Source organism: Oceanisphaera sp. (assembly GCF_048268965.1).
GTDB lineage: Bacteria > Pseudomonadota > Gammaproteobacteria > Enterobacterales > Aeromonadaceae > Oceanimonas.
This window is the reverse complement of sequence record NZ_JBLWUK010000001.1, coordinates 89058-110664: the sequence shown is the minus strand read 5'-3', so window position 1 is coordinate 110664 and position 21607 is coordinate 89058. Positions and strand designations below refer to the sequence as shown.

Genomic DNA, 21607 nt, shown 5'->3' with positions numbered 1-21607 from the left:
TGCCGCCTGCGCGAGGGTGACGGATTAAGCGTGGCCTGTGCCCCGGGATATGTCACCCAGGGCGGCCAGATATTGCAAGCTGGCTTCGGTAGAGGACGACAGGGTGCTGGCGGCTTTGGCCGTGACGGTAAGCATGCCATTCTGGCTACGTTCAACCAGCCCCAGCGCTTCCAGCTTTTGAATTTTACGGCGCACCGTTTCCCGGGCGATGCCACTGCATTCAGACACGGATTGAATATTGATGGGCTGCCCTCGGGTGGCCTGTTTCTCGCTGGCCATAAACTCCTGGTAGGTCATGGTTGTGCTGTGGCGTGCGGGCAGGGTACGCGAGCCAATAATGGCCAAAATCAGCATTAAATCCAGATCACCAAAAAACTGCTTTCGTAACGAAATCAGCAGCTCACATAATTCCTGCACGTGAGCCGGGTAAATATGGCCAAAATGAGTGGTCAGTTGGTCGTAGTTGAATGGCATAACAATCTCGCATACACATAAAAGACACATCGCCGAGTTTTACGGCGGCGCCCATTTTGGGCGTAGGGTGCGTTGTCTGCAAGGGATGTTTCGCCGACACTGCCGTGTTGCCCTACTATAAAAGTCTTGGGCAACGGTATTTTCTTGATTGACTGGGAGTGACAGCTTGAAAAACTACGTCGGTTTATTCACAGGTCTGGTGCTGCTGAGCCTACTCGGCGGGTGCGGGGAACAGGCTCCCGAAACAGCGGTTGAAGAAGTGGTTCGCCCCGCACAGATAATGGAAGTGAGTGCGCAAAATGCCGCCTCCGGCCTGCGCTTTCCCGGCCGGGTACGAGCCGTGCAGCGAGCCGAACTGGCGTTTAACTTGCCCGGTCGCATTGTTGAAATGCCGGTACAGGAAGGGCAGCAAATAGAAAAAGGTGCCCTGGTGGCTCGCCTGGATGCGGAAAACGCCGAACTGCAGTTGGCCTCGGCCCAGGCGGAATACAACAAGGCCCGTACTGACTATAACCGCGTGCAACAAATCTGGCAGAAGAGCCAGGCGGTCGCCAAAGCCGAGGTGGACCAAAAGCGCACGGCCATGGAAGTGGCTCGCTCGCGTTACCTGGCAGCTAAAAAAGAGGTCGCCGACATGCGGTTAATCGCCCCGTTCGCGGGGGTGGTCGTCAAACGGCAGGTAGAAAACTTTAGCAATGTACAGGCTAAAGAGCCCATCGTTAGCCTGCAGGATACCAGCAACCTGGAAATCGTTATCAATGTTCCCGAGCGCGTGGTGCGCTCCGAGCCCAAGCAGGTAGCCGGTCTGGCCATATTTGCCGATTACCCCGACCAACCGCTGCCGGTAAGCCTGAAGTCCTTCTCTACCGAGGCCAATGCCCAGACTCAGAGCTATGAAGTGGTGCTGTCACTCGAGCCGGGATACAGCATTCGGGTCTTGCCGGGTATGTCGGTAGAAATTCAGCCTCGCCAAAACAATACCTCCGTGGCTGCGCAGCAGATAACTGTGCCTCTGCAGGCCATAGTGTCTACTGCCGATGGCGACACTCAGGTGTGGCTGGTTGACGCCGAAACGTCGCGGGTCCATGCCAAAACGGTCACGCTGGGTAAGGTTCAAGACTCCAGTGTGGTGGTGCTCGGTGGCTTGCAGGGCGGGGAGCGCATCGTCACTGCCGGTGTGAGTCAATTGCGGGAAAACATGCAGGTTCGGCCGTTATAAATACAAGCTGACGATGCTTGCCCTGGTTGATGGCACGCAGGGGCATTAGGCAGAAAGAAAAATAATGAAAAGGGTGACATTGTGAATATTGCTGAACAGACATTGGCTAAACGCACCATAGCGTGGCTGGCTTGTGTGATGCTGCTGGTCGGCGGATACATCAGTTATCAAAAGCTGGGGCGATTTGAAGACCCGGAATTCGTGATCCGTCAGGCGGTAATTTCCACCCCTTATCCGGGGGCGTTGCCGGCACAGGTGGCCGAAGAAGTCACCGAGGTGATAGAAAGCGCGGTGCAACAGCTGCAGGAATTGAAACAAGTCACCTCGGTGTCGCGCATGGGTGATTCACTGGTCAAAGTCGAAATAGACATGAAGTTTGCCCATGGCCGCGCCGAGCTGGAGCAGGTGTGGGACAAGCTAAGGCGCAAGATCAACGACGTACAGCGTCAGTTGCCGCCGGGTGCCGGGCCGTCTGTGGTCAACGATGACTTTGGCGATGTGTATGCCCTGTTTTTTGCTGTCACCGGAGAAGGCTATAGCCTGCAGCAGATCAAGGACTATATCGATGATCTGGAGCGCGAGTTACTGCTGGTGCCAGGGGTAGCACGCATTGCCACCCTGGGCGCGCCCCAGGAAGCCATTTTTCTGGAAATATCTGCCGCCAAGGCCACTCAGCTGGGCATTCCACTCTCCAATATCTATCACGCCCTGAAGCAGCAGAACGTCATTTCCGATGCGGGTAATCTGCAGATTGGCCCGCAGCGGGTGTATTTCAGCCCGCAGGGCCAGGCGGATTCGGTAGCGGCACTGAGCAATATTGCACTGGCCTCACCCAGCGGCGAGCAGGTGATCTTTTTAAAAGACGTGGCCACCATTACCCGCTCCCAAATCACTCCCCCACGAGCCTTGATGCAATACGATGGCCAGCCTGCCATTGGTCTGGGTATTTCCCAGGTGGCCGGCGGCAACGTGGTCAATATGGGCGATGCGGTCAAGGCGCGGCTGGATGAGCTGGAGTCCCAGCGACCGATAGGCATGGAGCTGCAGGTGATTTCCTACCAGTCCGACTCGGTACGAGAAGCGGTAGACGGCTTTGTGGCCAACCTGGCCGCGGCGGTGGCCATAGTGGTGCTGGTGTTGATCCTGTTTATGGGTTGGCGCAGCGGCATCATAGTGGGGGCCGTCCTCCTGCTTACGGTAGCCGGTACCCTGATTGCCATGATGCTGGATAACATTGCCATGCAGCGCGTGTCTTTGGGGGCCTTGATTATCGCCCTGGGCATGCTGGTCGATAATGCCATAGTGGTCACCGACGGCATTCTGGTGCGCATGCAAAAGGGCGAGCGGGCCGAATCTGCCGCCGCCAGCGTGGTCAAAGCCACCCAGTGGCCCTTGTTGGGCGGCACCCTGGTGGGCATATTGGCGTTCAGTGCCATCGGTTTATCGCCCACCGACATGGGAGAATACGCCGGCTCGCTGTTTTGGGTGATCCTGTATTCCATGTTGTTAAGCTGGTTGTTTGCGGTCACGCTCACGCCTTTGCTCTGCGTGGCCTTGCTCAAGGTCAAAGTGCAGGACCCGAACACCGTCAGTGAGTCCGGTATTTTACTGCGCTATCGCCGGGTGCTGCAGGGGGCGTTACGTCGGCGCCTGCTAACGGGTGGTATCCTGCTGGCGCTGCTTGCCAGTGCCATCTTCGGCTTTGGCTGGGTACAGCCGGGCTTTATGCCCGAGTCGGCGCGGCCCCAGTTTGTGGTCGACATGTATCTTCCTCAGGGAACGGACATCAATGAAACCAAAGCCGAGCTGGCCGAAATGGGCAAATATGTGCAAGGCAAAGACGGCGTTGATCACGTCACCAGTTTTATTGGCCAGGGTGGCCTGCGGTTTATGCTGACCTATGGCCCGGAAGATCCCAACAGCAGTTATGGTCAGTTGCTGGTTGATGTGACCGACCCGCAACTCATTGCCGGCATGGTGGCCGAGCTGCAAGAGGAATTGGTGGCGCGCCATCCGCTGGCAGAGGTAAAGGTATGGAAGTTTATGCTGGGCCGGGGCGGCGGCAAAAAGATAGAAGCCGCCTTTATGGGGCCGGATCCCGATGTATTGCGTCAGTTATCGGAGCAAGCCAAGGCGATAATGGCGCAAGACAGCGGGGCCATTGCCATACAGGATGATTGGCGGCAAAAAGTGCCCGTGCTACGCCCGGTAGTGGATGAAGTGGCGGCACGCCGTGCCGGCCTGGACATTACCGACATCAGCCAGGCCATTAACCGTGCCTATACCGGCGAGCGTATTGGTGTATACCGAGAAGCGGACAAGCTGATCCCCATTATTTCTCGCGCGCCAGTGGCCGAGCGTTCGGCGGCGCAAGACGTGAATAATGTGCTGGTATACAGCCCTACCGCAAAAGACTATTTACCGGTCAGCCAGCTGGTAAAAGAGGTCAAGGTGGAGTGGGTGAACGCCATTATCCGCCGTGTGGATCGTTTTCCGACCATCAAGGCTCAGGTTGATCCCTTGCCCGGCGAGCAATCCACCCCCTTGCTGGAACGCTTGCGGCCAGCAGTAGAAGCCATACCCCTGCCACCGGGCTATCGCCTGGAGTGGCACGGGGAATACAAGGCATCCAAAGAAGCCAACGACGGCCTGGCCATCTCGGCGCCCTATGGCTTCAGCGCCATGATACTGGCGGTGGTGGTGATGTTTAACGCACTGCGCCAACCGTTGGTTATCTGGTTAACGGCGCCCCTGGCCATTATTGGCGTGACCGTGGGGCTGGTGCTGTTTCAGGTGCCGTTTGAATTTATGGCCATTTTGGGCTGCCTCAGCCTTATCGGTATGCTGGTTAAAAACTCCATCGTGCTGGTGGACCAGGCCGATGCCGAAATACGCGAGGGGAAAGCGGGATATGCTGCGGTACTCGATGCGGCGGTCAGTCGGGCCCGGCCTGTCTTCCTGGGAGCCTTTACTACCATACTGGGGGTCGCGCCCTTGTTGCTCGATCCTTTCTTCAAAAGCATGGCGGTGACCATAATGTTTGGTCTGACCTTTGCCACCGCTCTTACCTTGATTGTGGTGCCACTGTTATACGCGGTGTTCTTCAGGATCAAGCCGGAAGATCAAGCGGCTTAATTAGGGTCAACAGACCCAGGCATTCCGAATCAGCGAGTCAATTCAGGCGCCCCAAAAGGGCGCCTTTCTTATCTCCGTTTCAAGTCTTTTTTTTACGGTGTCTGAAACGGCGGCTGGTTGTGCTTTGGCTGTGCGGGTATTATTGCGGGTATACAGGCTTGCTTGCGATTGCTCATTTACTCCTTTAATCACTAAATCATACGGATACAGCGCTCATGTTACTGATGCTCGATAATTACGATTCTTTTACCTACAACCTGGTGCAGTATTTTGGTGAGCTGGGGCAAGCGGTAACGGTGCGTCGTAATGATGACATCACCCTGGATGAGATCGCCGCCTTACAACCGGCGGGGCTGGTAATATCTCCCGGCCCTTGTACGCCGAACGAGGCGGGGGTATCGCTGGCGGCCATTAGCGAGTTTGCCGGTAAACTGCCGATCTTGGGTGTGTGTCTGGGGCATCAGGCCATCGCTCAGGCGTTTGGTGGGCAAGTCATCAGGGCGCGGCAGGTGATGCATGGCAAAACCTCGGCCATTCGCCATACGGGGGCCGGCTTGTTTGCTGGCTTGCCCGATCCCCTGACAGTCACCCGTTATCACTCGCTGATAGTGGAAGCGGCCAGCCTGCCGTCTTGTTTTACCGTGACCGCCTGGAGTGAAACCGAGACCGGTGAGCAAGACGAAATCATGGGCATGCAACATAAGGAGCTGCCGTTGCACAGCGTGCAGTTTCACCCCGAAAGCATTCTGACCGAAGGGGGTCATCAACTGCTGCAGAACTTTCTGCGCTTGTTGTAAGTGCTCGCGCTTTCTTGCTGCGCTTAAACTCATTTTTATGCACTATGGAGTGGTGTCAGGTGTGTACCTGACCTTTTGAGTGCGAGCTTATGCAATATCTTTGACTAACTCTTTTAAATCAGCCGGATAAACGACTGCACTGTTTGCTTTTTGTAGAGACAGGTCACAGGTTGTTTGCAATAATGCTTGTATATTCACATGGATTTAACTTTTGTCGCAGAGCAAACTGCGGTACTGGAGGAGTAAGCATGTCTGATATGGCAGTCACCCGCGAATGGTTCGATGAAGTGATGGTACCCAACTATGCCCCCGCCGAGGTGATTCCGGTGCGCGGCCTTGGGGCTCGCGTGTGGGATCAACAAAACCGGGAGTACATCGACTTTGCCGGTGGTATTGCGGTTAACTGTTTGGGCCACTGCCATCCGGCACTGGTTGGCGCCTTGAAAGAGCAGGGCGAAAAGCTCTGGCATGTGAGCAATGTGCTGACCAATGAGCCGGCATTGCGCCTGGCCAGCAAGATGGTGGATGCCACCTTTGCCGAAAAAGTCTATTTTTGTAACTCGGGTGCCGAGGCCAACGAAGCCGCATTAAAGCTGGCACGTCGTTACGCCCTGGAGCACTTCGGTGCCGAGAAAACACAGATTATTGCCTTCAATCAGGGCTTTCACGGCCGTACCTTCTTTACCGTGACCGTCGGCGGTCAGGCCGCCTACTCTGATGGTTTCGGCCCCAAGCCGGCCGACATTGACCATGTTGACTACAACGACATCACGGCGCTTAAAGCCATGATGTCCGACAACACCTGTGCCGTGGTCATGGAGCCCTTGCAGGGAGAAGGCGGCATTATCAGCCCGGATCCCGACTATGTGCGGGCAGTGCGCGAGCTATGCGATCAACACAATGCGCTGTTGATCTTCGACGAAGTGCAAACCGGAGTGGGCCGCACTGGTGCCCTGTACGCTTATATGGATTTGGGTGTGACTCCCGATATTCTGACCAGCGCCAAGTCATTGGGCGGCGGCTTCCCCATTGGTGCCATGCTCACCACCACCGCCATTGCGGCTTCACTCAAACCGGGCACTCATGGTTCCACCTATGGCGGCAACCCGCTGGCCTGTGCCGTGGCCGAAGCGGCATTTGATACGGTGAACACCACCGCCGTGTTAAATGGCGTGAAAGAGCGTGAAACCTGGTACCGCGAGGGCCTGACGGCCATTAACGGCAAATACCACTGTTTTGAAGAAATTCGAGGCAAAGGCTTGTTGCTGGGCTGCGTGTTGAACGAGCAGTTCAAAGACCGCTCGCGCGATTTTCTGCAAGCGGCCATGGCCGAGCAGCTCATGGTGCTGGTGGCGGGAGCCAACGTGGTGCGTTTTGCTCCTTCGCTGGTGATCAGCAAAGAAGACGTCATCGAAGGTCTGGCGCGGTTTGAACGGGCCGTGGCCAAGGTGGTCAACGGCTAATCTATTCAGGCGATAGCCATACAGAGCGGGGCAGGATGGCCTCGCTCTGGTCGCCATCTGAAACAAGGAGTGCTGCATGCTGGTGATCCGCCCCATAGAGCAAAATGATTTACCCACCCTCAAGCAGTTCGCTATTGAGTCTGGCCATGGTTTTACCTCACTGCCGGTAAACGACGAGCTGCTACAAAACAAGATAGATCTTTCCATCGCTTCCTTCGCCAGCCGACCGGCGGGCAAGGGCGAGTGCCTGTATTTTTTTGTGGCCGAAGACAGCAGTACCGGCGAAGTGGTGGGCACCTGTGCCATCGACGCCGCGGTAGGCTTGTCTGCTCCCTTTTATAATTACCTGCTGGGCAAGCAGGTGCACAGTTCGCCGCGGCTGGGTATTTACAATGTGGTAGACACCCTCACGCTCACCAATGATTACACCGGGGTCAGCGAACTCTGTACGCTGTTTTTGCGGGAATCGGCGCGCCACGGACTGAACGGGCGCCTCTTGTCCAAGTGCCGCTTCTTGTTCCTGGCGGAATTCAGCGAATTATTTGATCACCGGGTGCTGGCAGAAATGCGCGGCGTGTCCGATGAAAAAGGGAACAGCCCTTTTTGGTGTTGGCTGCAAGAGCACTTTTTTTCGATGGACTTTCCTACCGTCGACTATCTTACCGGTATTGGCCAGAAAGGTTTTATTGCCGATCTGATGCCAAAATTTCCGATCTACGTGAATTTGCTGTCTAAAGAAGCGAAATCCGTGATTGGGCTGACCCACGACAACACTCGGCCTGCCTTGCGCATGCTGGAAGAAGAAGGCTTTACCTGGCGTGGTTACGTCGACATTTTTGATGCGGGCCCCAGCGTAGAATGCGAGCTGTCGCAAATTCGTACCGTACGAACCAGTCGCCAGCTGAAGGTGCATGTTGGCAAGGTGACTCAGGGCAAGACGCACTTGATCAGTAATACCGAATTTACCCATTTTCGTGCCCTTGTTACCGAGGTGACGATTAATGAAGATAAAGCGCAGGCGGTGCTTGGCGAAGACGTGGCCCGCTTGCTCAAGGTGGAAGACGGCGATACCGTCCGGCTAGTGGAGATATAGATGACTCAAGCAATTCAAGCTAGTGAAGCGGTTCAATATATTAATGGGCAATGGCTAGCCGGTGAGGGGGCCTTGTTCACATCACGGGATCCGGCTAAAAATAAAGAAATCTGGCGTGGTGCTGCCGCCAGTGCCAGCCAGGTAGATGCTGCCATAACGGCGGCGCGCAACGCCAGTGTGGCCTGGGCCAAGCGAGACGTGAGTGAGCGCCTGACCATTGCCAAGCGTTATGGCGACTTGCTGGTAAAGCACAAGGAAAGACTGGCGCGACTGATAGCAGAAGAAACCGGTAAACCGCAGTGGGAAAGCCTGACCGAGGCCGCAGCCATGGCTGGCAAGATAGCGCTGTCGGAAAAAGCCTACTTCGAGCGCACCGGCACCACAGAAAACCCCATGGCCGGGGGGCGAGCCGTGCTTCGACACAAGCCCCATGGCGTGGTGGCGGTATTTGGCCCCTATAACTTTCCGGGACACTTGCCCAACGGACACATAGTGCCGGCCCTGATTGCCGGTAATACGGTGGTGTTCAAACCCTCCGAGCTCACGCCCAGGGTCGCCGAGGAAATGGTGAAATTGTGGGGGCAGGCCGGTTTGCCTTCCGGAGTGTTGAACCTGGTGCAGGGGGAAGTGAGCACCGGTCAGGCGCTGGCGTCGCACCCGAATATAGACGGCCTGTTTTTTACCGGATCGTCACGCACCGGTAATTTGCTGCACAGTCAGCTGGCCGGTCAGCCAGGCAAGATCCTGGCGCTGGAAATGGGCGGCAATAACCCGCTGGTGGTAGGCGAGGTCGCCGACACCGATGCCGCGGTGCACACCATAGTGCAATCGGCATTTATTACCGCCGGCCAGCGTTGCACCTGTGCCCGTCGCTTGCTGTTACCCAAGGGCGAAGCGGGGGATCGCATTCTGGCGCGATTGCTGGAGGTTACCAAGGCCATCAAGGTGGGGCTTTACGATGCCGAACCACAGCCGTTTATGGGCTCCCTGATTTCCCCTCAGGCCGCCAAGGGCATGATAGCGGCCCAGGCGCACTTGCTGGCGTTGGGGGGGCAATCGTTGCTGATGCTGAAATCATTGCAGGCAGATACCGGCCTGGTATCGCCGGGCATTATCGACGTGACGGCCATTACTGATTTGCCCGATGAAGAATACTTTGGCCCCTTGCTGCAGGTGATCCGCTATGGCGATCTGGCCGAGGCATTAACCGTGGCCAATAACACCCGTTATGGCTTGTCGGCGGGTTTGCTGTCGGATTATCAGCAAGACTGGGATTACTTCTTCCGCCGCATTCGTGCCGGCATTGTTAACTGGAACAAACCCATTACCGGTGCCTCGGGGGCCGCGCCTTTTGGCGGGGTGGGCGACAGTGGTAACCACAGGGCCAGCGCCTATTATGCCGCCGACTACTGTGCCTATCCGGTAGCCTCGGTAGAAGACGACAAGGTCAGCATGCCTGAGAATTTGTCTCCTGGGTTGCACTTTTAAGCTAGGGGTATGTTAGCCATCTTTTGTAACAACCGCAGGCCCGGCAGCTAAAGCGCCGGGCTACAAAAGACGGTTGCGGTTGGAATATCCTCATATACGACAATTTTCCGTTGCTGCAGGGGAGGCTGATAAAGTCAAGGTGCATCGGCATTTGGCCCAGCCGGTAGGCAGCGCTACCTATTACCATAAAGGGGATTTTGATTGAGAGATGAAGGAAATCTATTAATGACCAACAAGCCTTTTTCTCAGGCCTGTGAAAACAACAAACGGCCGATTCTGGCGGTGCTGGCACGGGTGTTTGACCGGCCGGGTACCGTGCTGGAGATAGGCAGTGGCACCGGCCAGCACGGGGTGTTTTTTGCCGAGGGCCTGCCCCATCTGCAGTGGCAGCCGAGCGACAGGGCCGAGAATATTCCCGGCATGTCGCTCTGGTTTGCCGAGGCGGATCTGCCTAATCTGCTGCGGCCGATGGTGCTGGATGTTACCCAGCCGCGGTGGCCGGCGGAGCAGTATCGGGGGGTATTTACCGCCAATACCCTGCATATCATGGCCTGGTCCGAGGTTAAGGCCATGTTCGCCGGGTTGGAAAGGGTGCTGGCACCTGGGGCGGCGGTCTGTATCTATGGCCCCTTCAATTACCAAGGTCGCTTTACCAGCCCGAGCAACCAGGCCTTTAACGCCATGCTGCAGAGCCAGACTCCCCATATGGGGATACGGGATATTGCGGATGTGACCGCGCTGGCCGGGCAGCACGGGTTAACCCTGCAGGCGGATCACGCCATGCCCGCCAACAACCGACTGCTGGTGTTTAACTATCTAGGGTAGGGCCGCTACAACACCGCACTCTGTAGATGCCTGCTTTAGCTGGCTGGTTTTGCGCAGCAAAACTGAAACGATGATCTATCAGAATGTCGCTACGCAACATTGCACAGCTAAAGCAGATCTACAAAACACATAATCACCATCACCACCCGGCGTGCTTTGTAGCCCGCCCATTTATTCGGCGGCCAGCGTAGCTGGAATAACATCAAATTCGCGCGAATAAATATGCGCCTACAAAACCCACCATCTGTTATGCGGCGTTTTATCCCCATTCCCCAATCCCCAATCCCCAACCCCCAACCCCCTCAGCTCTCACTCTTGAACGGTAACTGTTGCCGACATTGTGCCTGATACTGGTGCATCTGCTCTTCTTCCCGCCGGCAGTAGTCGGCAATGGCGTCATTGAAGCCCCGCTCGAAAAGCTTGAAGTAGCCGTAGCAGAGACGGGGCTCAAAGCCGCGTTGCAGCTTGTGCTCGCCCTGGGCCCCGGCATCGAAGCGGGTCAGCCCATGCTCGATACAGTATTCAATGCCCTGGTAATAGCAGGCTTCGAAGTGCAGAAATTCCAGCTCCTGTTCGCAGCCCCAGTAACGACCATAGAGGGTGTTGTGTGAGCGAAAGCACAGGGCGCCAGCCACCATGGTCTGATCTTGCCAGGCGGCAAACAGCACGCATTGATCCCGGCAATATTCGCCCCACAACAGCAGGGTTTTCTGGGTGAGGTAACCGTTATGACCGGCCCGTTTCTGGTAGGTGCGCCGATAAAAGCGATAGAACTGTTGCCAGACTTCCGGGGTGAGTGCATCGCCGCTCAGAGTGGTAAAACGGATGCCGCTGTTTTGCACCCGGGCCCGCTCTTTCAGCAGGTTCTTGCGCTTGCGGGAGCTGAACCGGGCAAGAAAGTCGTCCATATGACGATAGCCCCGGTTCAGCCAGTGAAACTGCACATTAACCCGCCGTTGCCAATGCTGGCGCTGTAACGGCTCTTCCAGCTCGGGCTCGCAGAACAGGCACTGGTAGCCGCTGGCGCCAATGCGCTCGCTCAGGGCAAGCAGGCCCTGTTCAAACCAGGGCATCACCTGTACCGGCTGATAACCGGGTGCCAGCCCCAGCCTGGGGCCGGTGGCAGGGGTAAAGGGGATGGCGCAGACCAGCTTGGGGTAATAGTCCAGCTGGTGGCGCTGGTAAGCCTCGGCAAAGGCCCAGTCGAACAGGTATTCCCCATAGGAGTGAGTCTTTATGTAGCAGGGCATGGCGGCAATCAGCCGTCCTTCCTGATACAGGCAGGCATGCTGCACCAGCCAGCCGGTGTCTTTGCCCAGGCTGCCGCCTTCCTCCAGCGCCTGCAGAAAACCGTGGCGGGTAAAGGGGTAGCCGTCGGTAAACAGCGCATCCCAGTGGTTGGCATCAATTTGAGTAATAGCGGGGATAAAAACCAATTCGGGGGAAGGCATAGCGACCTGCTTTATCAGTAAGATGGAAGACCCAAGAGTTTTTGCCACGACTCCTTACTGCGAGAGGCACGGATGAGTACGGGAAAATCGAGCTTACACAAGATCGAAAAATGACTAAAGGCTTATTAAGTTTAAGGTTTAACCATTAGATAGTTTTTTCAGATCTTATCTCTATTTTCCCGCGGGTTCAGTGGATTCCGTGGCAAAAACAGGTTTAATAGCATAAAAACCACAGGAGTAGAGTAATGAAACTGGCATTTATCGGATTGGGTGTCATGGGGTTTCCCATGGCGGGTCACCTGCAGCAGGCCGGGCATCAGGTGTGTGTGTATAACCGCAGCGCCGCCAAGGCGGCCGACTGGGTCGAGCGCCACGGGGGCACTCATGCCGCTACGCCTGCCCTGGCGGCAAAAGACGCCGACATGGTCATGGTGTGTGTGGGCAACGACGACGACGTGCGCTCCGTGGTATACGGCGAGGAAGGCGTATTGGCGGGCATGAAAGCCGGTGCACTGCTGGTGGATCACACCACTACCTCGGCTACGTTGGCCGAAGAGCTGGCGGCGGCGGCCGCAAAAACGGCAGTGCGTTTTATTGATGCGCCCGTGTCCGGCGGGCAACTGGGAGCCGAAAATGGCGCCCTGACCATAATGGTGGGCGGCACAGAGGCCGATGTGGCCGAGGCGGCAACCGTGTTGGCGGCCTACGGTAAAAAAGTGACTCGCTTAGGGCCTGTTGGTGCCGGTCAGCGCTGCAAGATGGTCAACCAGATCTGTGTGATTGGTGCCGTGCAGGGCATTGCCGAAGGTCTGATGATCGCCAAGAAGGCGGGGCTGGATATTCCAACCCTGATTGATGTGTTGGCCGGTGGTGCCGCCCAAAGCTGGCAGTTGCAAAACCGCGCGCAAACCATGGCGGAAGACAAGTTCGATTTTGGCTTTGCGGCGCAGTGGATGCACAAGGATCTGGGCATTTGTCTGGACGAAGCCGAGCAACAGGGGCTGACATTGCCACTGACCGAGCATGTACATCAGGTATACGAAAAACTGCTGGCCGAGGGCTTTGGCCGCTATGACTCTACCGTGGTCATCAAGGATCTGGAATCCTGACAGCCTATTAGGCCAGAACAGAGCGCGAGGCTAACATACAGCACGAATGTAGTAGCTGCTTTAGCTGCTAAATCCTGCTCAAGCAGTCGGGGCGGCAGTGAGGCTCGTTTATTGCCGGTCTGCTTTTGTCGGAATGGTGCCGGCAAACGGCTTGTATTGTGCCGAAAGTCGCGTGAGAGCTGGCAGCCTGTGGTGTCCTCGGCTATGCTGGATGCGTTATTAACCGCCGCCTGAGGGCATTTTTTGTGGTTGTTATGTGATGTTTTCCGCAATTATTGCACAAAACAACGACACTTGATGTTGGGCTGCAAGACAAAGGCTTTGCTTGACGCTTAAATTTGAATAGAGTGGGTAACCACTTAATGCCAAGTGAGAAAGGATCCCCTATGAATAAGACTCAGCTTGTTGATGCAATTGCCGCCAAGGCAGATTTGAATAAGGTACAGGCCAAGGCCGCGTTGGAAGAAGTTCTGAACGGTATCACCCAAAGCCTGAAAGAAGGTGATCCGGTGCAACTGGTCGGTTTTGGTACTTTCAAGGTTAATCACCGTGCTGCCCGTACCGGCCGTAACCCACAAACCGGCAATGAAATTCAGATTGCCGCTGCCAACGTTCCTGCTTTCGTTGCCGGCAAAGCATTAAAAGACGCTATCAAGTAATTGCTTCTCAACCCGGCTTTCGCCGGGTTTTTTCTTTCCTCTCTACTTGTACCCATGACCACTAGATTGTTATAACTAATCCTGTCTGTTCCCACGTTTGGGAGGCGATGATGGAAGTAAATACCATTCGACAAATGGCCACACCCTGGTCGGGCGCCCGTGGCTTAACCACAGGGCTCATGCTTACCGAGGTGTATCAGGATGTATGGACGGGGCAGTTGCTGCTGGCGATGGGCATGCCCACCAAAATGGACATTCCGCCTCGGGTCATTTATCAGTTACAGTTTGATCACCTGTTTGGTTATCGCGTACTGGCCGGGTCCGATGTGCTGGACTTGATGGACGATGACGAGTTCGGTTCCGACAGCCAGATTCAGTTGATTACCCCTTCCCGTTTTTTGATCTGGTTTCACCAGCAAAGCCAGGGCATGCATCTGGACAAGGATATTCAGCATTATCGTATTGCGAGCTGGGATTACTGTGTAGATGTACTGGCGGCACAGGAACCCGTGGTTAAGCGTAAAAAGGAGTAGTATGAACGGCTTTATTCTGGTTGCCCACGGCAGTCGCCGCGTGGCAGCCAACGAGGAAATTGCCACATTTTCCCAGAGTCTGTCTCAGGTAATGACAGTACGCTTCGATGTGATGGGTCATGCCTTTTGGGAGTTGGCCGAGCCCAGCCTGGAGCAGGCGATTGATCAACAGGTAGCGGTAGGGGCCAAAAATATCAGCGTGTTTCCGTATTTTTTGGCTCAGGGCAAGCATGTGGTCAACGATTTGCCTTCCGTGCTTGAGCAAAAACGCACGCAATATCCGGATGTTACCCTAACGCTATTACCTCATCTGGGGGCCTTGCCCGGCTTTGCCGACTGGCTGGCCGACCAGCTTTAAAAAGAGCCCAGAGGGCTCTTTTTATCTCACTTTTATATGATGGCCCGTCCGGCTCAGGGCTTGGCCAGATGCCATACATCAAATTTGCCATCACCGGAAATATCGCCTGCCCCCTTGTCTTGCTTCCACAGGTACAGGGGCTGATCCCGATAGCTCCACTGCAGGCTGCCATCGGCCCGAGTAATAATGCCGTAATTACCCTCGGCCTGGTCTGCTTTGCTGGCCATCAGGGGTGGCCAGTTATCGGCACAGCTGCCGTTACAGTTGCTGGTGCCGGCTTCGTCTTTATCGAACACATACAAGCTCATGCCCGCTTCATTCGTCAGGATCTCCCCTTCCGGGCTATCGGCGATGTGTATGGGGGCCGCCAGTACCTGCACACTGAACATGAGAGCACATCCGAGCAATGCCTTGGTAAACATATTTTATCTCCTTTGAAGTTTGACCAAAGGCTCACTGTGCGTGAGCAGCATCAAGATCAAGGGTAGATGAGAACAGCGTCGAGCGCCTGGCTGCCTGTGCAGGCACTGCGACCGCTGTGCAATGTGGCGTAGCCAAACCTCAGCACGGATATGTCATATCTTGCCGTAATGTTTTGAACCTGCGTTTCAGATCCTGCTGCGCAGGATTTAGCAGCTAAAGCAGCTACTACAAGTAGATGATTGGACACAAAAAAGCCGCCCTGTTGCGAGGGCGGCCTGCTCTGTCTTGCAGCTGATAGGTAATGCCGCATAACAGGTGTGGCTCTGTCGTTACTCCTGCGCCCCTCTCCGTCATTCCCGCGAAGGCGGGAATCTAGGACTTGTGGTGCAAAACTGTCAGACTGCGAGTCGCCTGCAAAGTCACTGGACCCCCGGCCCCGCCTGCGCGAGGATGACGTTCCTTCGCGAGGGTGACGATAAAGGCAAACCAGCCTCATAATCCACATCAGTTATGAGCTATTGCTCAGCTTATGGCTTAGCGCTTTGGTTTAAGACGCTTCGTTTTCACGTTCAATGGCGCGGTAGGCGATGTCGTGGCGATAGAATACGCCTTCCCACTCTACCTGGCGGGCAACCGCGTAGGCGTTAGCCTGAGCGTCGGTTACCGTGTTGCCGAGAGCGGTGGCACACAGCACCCGGCCACCGGAGGTGAGCAACTCGCCGTCTTTGAATTTGCTGCCGGCATGAAAGACCTTGCTGATGTCGGTTTCGGCCGGGATACCGCTGATCACATCATTCTGGCGATAGTGGCCAGGATAACCACCGGCCGCCAGCACCACACCCACAGAGGCGCGCGGGTCAAACTCGGCGGTTACCTTGTCCAGCTCACCCTTGCAGCCGGCCAGGCACAACTCAACCAGATCGGATTGCAGGCGCAGCATAATCGGCTGGGTTTCCGGGTCGCCAAAGCGACAGTTAAACTCGATCACCTTGGGCTGACCGGCCTTGTCTATCATCAGGCCGGCATACAAAAAGCCTTTGTAAACATGACCTTCATCGGCCATACCGCGCACGGTAGGCATGATCACCTGCTCCATAATGCGATCATGGATTTCGGGGGTCACCACAGGCGCCGGGCTATAAGCACCCATGCCGCCGGTGTTGGGGCCGGTGTCGCCATCGCCAACGCGCTTGTGATCCTGGCTGGTGGCCATGGGGAGCACATGCTCGCCGTCGACCATCACGATAAAGGAGGCTTCTTCGCCATCCAGAAACTCTTCGATCACCACACGGCTGCCGGCATCACCAAAGGCGTTGCCAGACAACATGTCGCGCACCGCGGCTTCGGCTTCTTCCAGCGTCATGGCCACGATTACGCCTTTACCGGCTGCCAGACCGTCGGCTTTAACCACGATAGGCGCGCCTTTTTCCCGTAAATAGGCCAGGGCTGGCTCTACTTCGGTAAAGTTCTGATAGTCGGCGCTGGGGATCTGCTGACGAGCCAAAAAGTCTTTGGTAAAGGCCTTGGAACCTTCCAGCTGGGCGGCGGCCGCGCTGGGGCCGAAAATGGCCATGTTTTCGGCTTCAAAAAGATCCACTACACCGGCAACCAGGGGGGCTTCCGGGCCGACTATGGTGAGGGCGACCTGTTCTTTTTTGGCAAACGCCAGCAAGTCCTGAATATCGGTGGCGGCAATGGCCACGTTGGTCAGGCTGGGTTCGAGCTCGGTGCCGGCGTTGCCGGGTGCCACGAATACCTGGCTGACGTTAGGTGATTGGGCGGCTTTCCAGGCCAGGGCGTGTTCACGACCGCCACCGCCAATGACTAATACCTTCATGGTCTGTTCCTCTAAATTATTAAAGCAAACGAAGGAAACTACGGGCCTGTAAAGTACCGCTCAGTCGATTAGAGAGGGGTAGGGGATATCTCTAAGTCGACCATCACATGGCAGGGATGCCATGTGCTGAGCGTCACAGGGACGTGCTTGAAGCGTGTCGGCGTGAGATACCCCTACCCCGATGACGACCAACCGCTCAGCAGTACCGCCCGTATCTTCTTATCAGTGGCGGAAGTGGCGTATGCCGGTGAAGACCATGGTCATGCCATGCTCGTCGGCGGCCTGAATCACTTCGTCGTCGCGCATAGAGCCACCCGGCTGGATCACACAGCTGATACCGGCAGCGGCAGCGGCGTCTATGCCATCACGGAACGGGAAGAAGGCGTCGGATGCCATTACGGAACCCGCAACCTGCAGATCTTCGTCGGCGGCTTTAATGCCGGCAATTTTGGCTGAGTAAACACGGCTCATCTGACCTGCACCCACACCTATGGTTTGTGCGCCCTTGGCGTAAACGATGGCGTTGGACTTGACGTACTTGGCCACTTTCCAGCAGAACAGCAAGTCTTGCAGCTCAGCTTCGGTAGGCTGACGCTTGCTGACCACTTTAAGGTCATCCAGGCCGACCATTCCCTGATCCCGGTCTTGTACCAGAATACCGCCGTTCACGCGCTTGATGTCACGGCCCTGGGTGCGATCGCCCCATTGTCCGCATTCCAGCAAACGAATGTTTTTCTTGTCGGCTACGGCTGCCTTGGCGGCATCGGAGATGCTGGGAGCAATAATGACTTCTACAAACTGGCGCTCGACAATGGCCTTGGCCGTGGCTTCGTCCAGCTCACGGTTAAAGGCAATAATGCCACCAAAAGCCGAGGTTGGGTCGGTTTGATAAGCGCGATCGTAGGCTTCCAGCAGGTTGTCGCCCAGCGCCACACCACAAGGGTTGGCGTGCTTGACGATCACACAGGCTGGCACGTCGAATTCTTTCACGCATTCCAGAGCCGCATCGGTATCATTGATGTTGTTGAACGACAGCTCTTTGCCTTGCAGCTGAGTGGCGGTCGCAACGGAGGCTTCATCGATATCGTTTTCCACGTAGAAAGCCGCATTCTGGTGACTGTTTTCGCCGTAGCGCAGATCCTGCTTCTTGGTGAACTGGTAGTTGATGGTACGCGGAAAGGCAGAGCCTTCGCTGGCCGAGTGATAGGCCGGTACCATGGTGCCAAAGTAGTTGGCAATCATGCCATCGTACTGGGCGGTATGTTCAAAGGCGGCAATGGCCAGATCGAAACGGGTAGCCTGGGTGAGGCTGTTGTTACCGGCATCCATTTCGGACAGCAGACGGTCGTAATCACGGGCGTTAACCACGATAGCAACATCGTTGTGGTTTTTGGCGGCGGCACGTACCATGGTGGGACCACCAATATCGATGTTTTCGATGGCATCTTCGAGGCTGCAATCGGCCTTGGCTACGGTATTGGCGAACGGGTAGAGGTTAACCACCACCATGTCGATGGGCTGGATGGCATGCTCGGCCATAATTGCGTCGTCCTGGCCGCGACGACCAAGAATGCCACCATGCACCTTGGGGTGCAGGGTTTTAACACGGCCATCCATCATTTCCGGAAAACCGGTATAGTCGGATACTTCGGTGACGGGCAGGCCTTGTTCGGCCAGCAGTCGGGCGGTGCCACCGGTAGACAGCAGTTCTACGCCGCGGGCGTGCAGGCCTTGTGCAAAAGCGACGATGCCGTTTTTGTCAGACACACTCAGTAGAGCACGGCGAATGGGTCGAGCAGTTTCCATGGGTTCTCGTTCCTTTAACGATCAATCGGGGGGTTTGGTAAAACCGGCGATCGATCGTCGACTTTACCAAACCGCCTGGTACGCCAGAACGGAGGCGGCATATTCTACTTTATTTTGTCCCGGCTTGTGTGACTATTTATTTTAGTATAAAGAGTTTTCAGGTGTAACAAGTTTGGGAGTTGGAGTCAGCTAGCAGGAGCCGAACAAATGTTTCGAATTGGTGAACTGGCAAAGCACTTTGGCGTAAAAGCCGATACGCTGCGCTTTTATGAAAAGGAAGGCCTGCTTTCCCCCAGCCTGCGTAGCCCGGCCGGGTATCGTTTGTATAACGAGGAAGACAAGCGACGCTTGCATTTTATTCTGCGGTGCAAGCGGGTGGGCTTTACCTTGAAAGAAATCGATGAGCTGTTATCGCTGCGAGTAAGCAGTTGCCAGGTCACCTGCCGCGAGGTAAAAGCCGTGGCCGATGCAAAAATTCAGGATGTGGCCGAGCGCATTGCCGAGCTGGAGCAGTTTCGCCAGTCGTTGAAGCAGCTGTCCGACGCCTGCTGTGGCGGCCTGGAAAGTGCCGAACACTGTTCTATTTTAGAAGCGCTGGATGGCAAGCAGCTCACCGCCGACAATAACGCCCGCTAGCGCGGAGCTGTCAGCTATTCGAAGGGGGATGGAGTTACCTATGCAGTCTCGTTTTGGCTGGGGCCTCAGTGTCAGCCAGTGGTTTGTTTTTTTACTCGCCAATGCCCTGGCGCTGCCCATAGTGCTGGGCCAGGCCTTTGGCCTGGAAAGCGCAGACATTACCGGCTTGATGCAGCGCACTCTGCTGCTGGTGGGGCTGAGCTCTTTGTTACAAGTCACCCTGGGGCACCGTTATCCGATCGCCGACGGTCCGGCCGGATCCTGGGCGATTGTGTTTGTGGTCATGGCCTATATTGGCCGCGCGCAGGGTTATGAGGGCGGTGAAATATTGCGCTTGCTGGCCGGTGGCGTAATGGTGGCCGGGGCCATCATGTTGGTGCTGGGGTTGGCAAAACAAACCCACCGTTTACTGTTTTTGTTTACGCCGCTGGTGACGGGCTGCTTTATGTTGCTGTTGGTGATTCAGCTGTCCGGAGTGTTTGTGCGGGGCATGGTGACCGACCCGAGCAGTGGCGTAATGACCATGCCGGTGGCCTTGATTGGCCTGCTGGTATTTATCGGCGTCTTGCTGTGCTCGTTCAGTCGTCATGCCCTGATACGCACCTATGCCATGCTGGTGGGCATAGTGCTGGGATGGGGTGCCTTTGCGCTGTTTGGCTTAAGTGCAGCCGCCTTGCCGAATGTCGGCTCTGGCATGCAATGGCCCGAGGTGTTTGCCTTTGGCGCGCCCCGGCTCGACACCGGCATGCTGGTGGTGGCGGTGTTGTTTTCGCTGTTATTGATTTCCAATCAGGTGGCGGCGATAACCGCGGTTTCCTCTGTGGTAAGCGGGCCGCAGCCGACGATGAAAGACGCGCTGAATCGCAGTAGCTGGACCTCGGGAGTGAGTCATATGATGGCCGGTGGCCTGTCGACCATCGCCGTGGTGCCGTTGCCGGTCACGGCGGGCTTTGTTCAGCTTACCGGCGATCAAAGGCGGGCCCCCTTTATGCTGGCCTGTGTCTTGCTGGCGCTGGTGAGTCTGTTTCCTGCTGCGGTGGGCTTGTTATCTTTGCTACCGGCACCGGTGGCCAACGCCGCCTTGCTGGCCACCTTTGTCAAGCTGGTGGTGCTGGCTTTTCAGCTATTGACCCGGTATCCGCTCGACCAGAGAGCCGGCACTATTTTAGGTGTGACCATGCTGTTAGGCGTAGGCTGTATGTTTTTGCCACCCGACTTGTATCGTGACTGGCCAGGCCTGGCGCAATATCTGTTGGGTAATGGCTTGTTGACCGGAACCCTGATTGCCCTGACCATGGAGCAGCTGTGGCGTAAAACCCCTTGACCTTACCCTGATGGTAAGGTCAATAATAACCCGAATGTTAGCCATTATTTTACTGGGTAAAAATCACCCTAATTTAAGGAAATGAACATGACTGAGTTTACCTTGCCCGACATGACCTGTGGCCACTGTGTAGGTGTGATCAACGACACGTTAACGGCACTGGACGCCGAGTGTGAAATCGAGTTTGATTTGCTTAACCACACCATTACCGTAAACAGCCGTTGCACCCCGCAGCAGCTTGTTAATGCGTTGACCGACGCGGGCTATCCACCGAAACAAAGCGACTAAAAGCGAAAGTACATTTTTGCCACGGAATCCACGGAACCCACAGAAGTAGAGCGACAAGACCAGAGCGAAAGTACATACCTCTGGTAAAATCTTACTAATAAGGTGTTTTCTTAAGCTCAATTTTTTCTTAATGTTTTTTCGTGGGTTCTGTGGATTCCGTGGCGAGATAGTTTTTAAGATCTCTTTTGCCACGGTACTCACATCACTAAACGTACTCCCTTCAATGATTTAAACAGCAGGGAATGAGATGAACATAGGTGAGGCGGCAAAGCTAAGCGGCCTGTCGGCCAAAATGATCCGCCATTACGAACAGATAAAGCTGCTTAAGCCGGCAAAGCGCAGCGCGGCGGGCTACCGCCAGTACGATGGGCACAATATTGACGTGCTTAAATTTATTCGCCAGGCGCGAGTGCTGGGTTTTTCCATCGCCCAGATTGATGCGCTGCTGTGCCTGTGGCAAGACCCGGAGCGATCCAGTCGCGCGGTCAAACAGGTGGCGCAGCAGCACTTGCAGGAAGTGGAGCACAAGATGCGCGAGTTGGCGGCCATGCAAGCCACGCTGCAGCAAATGATCAACGCCTGCCCCGGTGACGAGGGCCCCGCCTGCGCCATTCTCGAACAGCTTTCGACCGCAACTGATCGTAAGGGGTGAGGCGTAACGAGCAAGGCATCTAACCCACCGGCAAGTT

Annotated in this window: 20 protein-coding genes; 15 read left to right on the top strand and 5 right to left on the bottom strand. The window is 55.8% G+C overall.

All coding sequences use genetic code 11. The annotated features are described in order from the left end of the window. Nucleotides 1-24: 24 nt before the first annotated feature. Nucleotides 25-474, bottom strand: coding sequence for a DeoR family transcriptional regulator (locus ACN0VL_RS00505; RefSeq protein WP_417614056.1), 450 nt, complete (start codon nt 472-474; stop codon nt 25-27). Between the two features lie 166 nt (nt 475-640). Between ACN0VL_RS00505 and ACN0VL_RS00500 the strand changes: the two genes are divergently transcribed. The 7 genes from ACN0VL_RS00500 to ACN0VL_RS00470 all read left to right on the top strand — a co-directional run bounded on the left by ACN0VL_RS00500 (nt 641) and on the right by ACN0VL_RS00470 (nt 10494). Next, nucleotides 641-1693, top strand: a complete 1053-nt coding sequence (locus ACN0VL_RS00500; RefSeq protein ID WP_417614054.1) for an efflux RND transporter periplasmic adaptor subunit — start codon at nt 641-643, stop codon at nt 1691-1693. A gap of 81 nt (nt 1694-1774) precedes the next feature. After that, the gene (locus ACN0VL_RS00495) at nt 1775-4828 is read left to right on the top strand and encodes an efflux RND transporter permease subunit (protein WP_417614052.1); all 3054 of its coding nucleotides are present in this window, start codon (nt 1775-1777) and stop codon (nt 4826-4828) included. Nucleotides 4829-5043: 215 nt separating this feature from the next. Next, complete coding sequence (locus tag ACN0VL_RS00490; protein ID WP_417614050.1) at nt 5044-5625, top strand: anthranilate synthase component II; 582 nt, start codon at nt 5044-5046, stop codon at nt 5623-5625. Nucleotides 5626-5873: 248 nt separating this feature from the next. Further along, nucleotides 5874-7088 carry an aspartate aminotransferase family protein gene (locus tag ACN0VL_RS00485; protein ID WP_417614049.1) on the top strand — a complete coding sequence of 405 codons (1215 nt, stop codon included), beginning with the start codon at nt 5874-5876 and terminating at the stop codon, nt 7086-7088. A gap of 76 nt (nt 7089-7164) precedes the next feature. Then, nucleotides 7165-8181, top strand: coding sequence for an arginine N-succinyltransferase (gene astA / locus ACN0VL_RS00480; RefSeq protein ID WP_417614047.1), 1017 nt, complete (start codon nt 7165-7167; stop codon nt 8179-8181). After that, nucleotides 8182-9669, top strand: a complete 1488-nt coding sequence (gene astD, locus ACN0VL_RS00475) for a succinylglutamate-semialdehyde dehydrogenase (RefSeq protein ID WP_417614045.1) — start codon at nt 8182-8184, stop codon at nt 9667-9669. A gap of 225 nt (nt 9670-9894) precedes the next feature. Further along, a complete protein-coding gene (locus ACN0VL_RS00470; protein ID WP_417614043.1) occupies nt 9895-10494 on the top strand; it encodes a DUF938 domain-containing protein in 600 nt (199 codons plus the stop codon). A gap of 302 nt (nt 10495-10796) precedes the next feature. Here ACN0VL_RS00470 and ACN0VL_RS00465 read toward each other — a convergent pair whose 3' ends face one another. Then, nucleotides 10797-11945, bottom strand: coding sequence for a GNAT family N-acetyltransferase (locus tag ACN0VL_RS00465; RefSeq protein WP_417614041.1), 1149 nt, complete (start codon nt 11943-11945; stop codon nt 10797-10799). Between the two features lie 245 nt (nt 11946-12190). On the opposite strand from ACN0VL_RS00465, the gene ACN0VL_RS00460 reads away from it, so the two are divergent. From ACN0VL_RS00460 to ACN0VL_RS00445, 4 genes are all read left to right on the top strand, one after another. After that, nucleotides 12191-13054, top strand: a complete 864-nt coding sequence (locus tag ACN0VL_RS00460) for an NAD(P)-dependent oxidoreductase (RefSeq protein WP_417614039.1) — start codon at nt 12191-12193, stop codon at nt 13052-13054. Between the two features lie 386 nt (nt 13055-13440). Beyond that, on the top strand, nt 13441-13713 hold the full coding sequence (gene hupA / locus ACN0VL_RS00455; protein WP_188628235.1) for a nucleoid-associated protein HU-alpha: 273 nt from the start codon (nt 13441-13443) through the stop codon (nt 13711-13713). A gap of 107 nt (nt 13714-13820) precedes the next feature. Next, nucleotides 13821-14246 carry a hypothetical protein gene (locus ACN0VL_RS00450; protein ID WP_417614037.1) on the top strand — a complete coding sequence of 142 codons (426 nt, stop codon included), beginning with the start codon at nt 13821-13823 and terminating at the stop codon, nt 14244-14246. Between the two features lies 1 nt (nt 14247). Continuing rightward, nucleotides 14248-14604 carry a sirohydrochlorin chelatase gene (locus ACN0VL_RS00445; protein ID WP_417614035.1) on the top strand — a complete coding sequence of 119 codons (357 nt, stop codon included), beginning with the start codon at nt 14248-14250 and terminating at the stop codon, nt 14602-14604. A 53-nt stretch (nt 14605-14657) separates the two neighbouring features. On the opposite strand, the gene ACN0VL_RS00440 is transcribed toward ACN0VL_RS00445, so the two are convergent. The 3 genes from ACN0VL_RS00440 to purH form a co-directional block, all read right to left on the bottom strand. Beyond that, entirely contained in the window at nt 14658-15026 is a 369-nt protein-coding gene (locus ACN0VL_RS00440; protein ID WP_417614033.1) for a hypothetical protein, read from the bottom strand. Between the two features lie 548 nt (nt 15027-15574). Continuing rightward, nucleotides 15575-16864 (bottom strand): phosphoribosylamine--glycine ligase, encoded by a 1290-nt coding sequence (gene purD / locus ACN0VL_RS00435; RefSeq protein ID WP_417614031.1) that lies wholly within the window; start codon nt 16862-16864, stop codon nt 15575-15577. 222 nt (nt 16865-17086) lie between these two features. Beyond that, nucleotides 17087-18670, bottom strand: a complete 1584-nt coding sequence (purH, locus tag ACN0VL_RS00430) for a bifunctional phosphoribosylaminoimidazolecarboxamide formyltransferase/IMP cyclohydrolase (protein WP_417614029.1) — start codon at nt 18668-18670, stop codon at nt 17087-17089. Between the two features lie 207 nt (nt 18671-18877). Here purH and zntR point away from each other — a divergent pair, with 207 nt between their 5' ends. The 4 genes from zntR to cueR all read left to right on the top strand — a co-directional run bounded on the left by zntR (nt 18878) and on the right by cueR (nt 21570). After that, nucleotides 18878-19306 carry a Zn(2+)-responsive transcriptional regulator gene (gene zntR, locus ACN0VL_RS00425; protein ID WP_417614027.1) on the top strand — a complete coding sequence of 143 codons (429 nt, stop codon included), beginning with the start codon at nt 18878-18880 and terminating at the stop codon, nt 19304-19306. Nucleotides 19307-19346: 40 nt separating this feature from the next. Next, on the top strand, nt 19347-20630 hold the full coding sequence (locus ACN0VL_RS00420) for a purine/pyrimidine permease (protein WP_417614025.1): 1284 nt from the start codon (nt 19347-19349) through the stop codon (nt 20628-20630). A gap of 87 nt (nt 20631-20717) precedes the next feature. Further along, nucleotides 20718-20918 (top strand): heavy-metal-associated domain-containing protein, encoded by a 201-nt coding sequence (locus ACN0VL_RS00415; RefSeq protein ID WP_417614023.1) that lies wholly within the window; start codon nt 20718-20720, stop codon nt 20916-20918. Nucleotides 20919-21165: 247 nt separating this feature from the next. Then, on the top strand, nt 21166-21570 hold the full coding sequence (cueR, locus tag ACN0VL_RS00410) for a Cu(I)-responsive transcriptional regulator (protein ID WP_417614021.1): 405 nt from the start codon (nt 21166-21168) through the stop codon (nt 21568-21570). The last annotated feature ends 37 nt before the right edge of the window (nt 21571-21607 follow it).